At 68.7% G+C, this 1,043-nt stretch carries 1 protein-coding gene; it reads right to left on the minus strand.

Annotated features, from left to right (window positions below):
• Window positions 1-4: 4 nt before the first annotated feature.
• On the minus strand, window positions 5-649 hold the full coding sequence (locus tag AB0N17_RS46890; protein WP_366017757.1) for a hypothetical protein: 645 nt from the start codon (window positions 647-649) through the stop codon (window positions 5-7).
• Between the last annotated feature and the right edge of the window lie 394 nt (window positions 650-1,043).

A 1,043-nucleotide genomic window follows, 5' to 3' on the forward strand; every position in this document is an offset into this window, starting at 1 on the left:
GGGTCTATGGGGCTAAAGTGTCGCCGCATCGCAGCGCCAACGTGCCGCACATACAGCCGACGACCAGGAATTGCTCGGCAGCCGTCACGGACAAGACCTCGGAGTTGACCCACAGGCGGTCAAGGTGCTCCAGCGAGGCGAGGTCGACCAGGTCAACACGGAAGCCGCTGATCATCGTCCTGCGACCGTCCGGGTCGGTGTCGAATCCCCCTTGCGTGCCGAAGACCAGGACCCGCCGGTCGGCAATCTCCGTCAGTGCGAGTGCGCCCCGGATCGAGAGCAGTCCAGTAGAACGATGGCGAAGCAATCGGCGCGTGGTCAGGTCCCAGATACCGAGGTGCCCGCCATAGGTGCGGGTGACCGCGACGGTCAGCCCGTGCAGTGTGGTGACCGCGACAGCACGGACTTCGTCGTCGTGGACCATGGGCTCACCGATCGGCAGACCGGTTTCCGGATCCCACATCTGCACGCAGCCCCGTTGCCCGTCGCTGGCGCTACCCCCGGTCAGTACCACCGGCCGGCCGCCCACTGTCCCCTGGGCCATGGCCCGCGTGAAGAATCCGGGATGTTTCCCGCTGGGGTGCGCGGGAGAGCCCGTGACAAGGTCGAGGAAGTGCACGTGGCCGGAGAGCTCGGCGGCCACCACCATCGGACGCGCACCGTCCACTACGGCAGCGCCCTGGATCCAGCTCGCCCCACCGAACAGCTGGGAGGATCTCCAGCGGTCCACCGCAGCGGCACGTGTGTGTTCGTGTGCCTCGCAGGACACCGCTGGGCCCAGGTGCCACAAGCGAACGGCCCCGTCATGTCCACCCGCCACGACGTAAGTCTCTCCGGCGACCTGTCCGCTGGCGACCACGTATACGGATCCCCCCTGGTTGCATGGGTTGGGCGCGCCTTGCCCGTCGCCGTAGACCCAGGCGAGGTGGCCGAACCGTTGCAGCCAGGCGACAACGCGTGCAGGACGCCCCCTCCGTGGACGCGTACGCAGACGAGGGGCCCCGACCGTGCCCGGCTCCGGGGCCCCTCCTGCCCCCGGGCGC

The organism is Streptomyces sp. NPDC051133, assembly GCF_040682635.1.
In the GTDB taxonomy this organism is placed as follows: domain Bacteria; phylum Actinomycetota; class Actinomycetes; order Streptomycetales; family Streptomycetaceae; genus Streptomyces.

What these genes read in the sequence shown, in the direction of transcription:
- AB0N17_RS46890 (WP_366017757.1), bottom strand. Translation starts at nt 649, where the DNA reads ATGGTGGTGGCCGCCGAGCTCTCCGGCCACGTGCACTTCCTCGACCTT.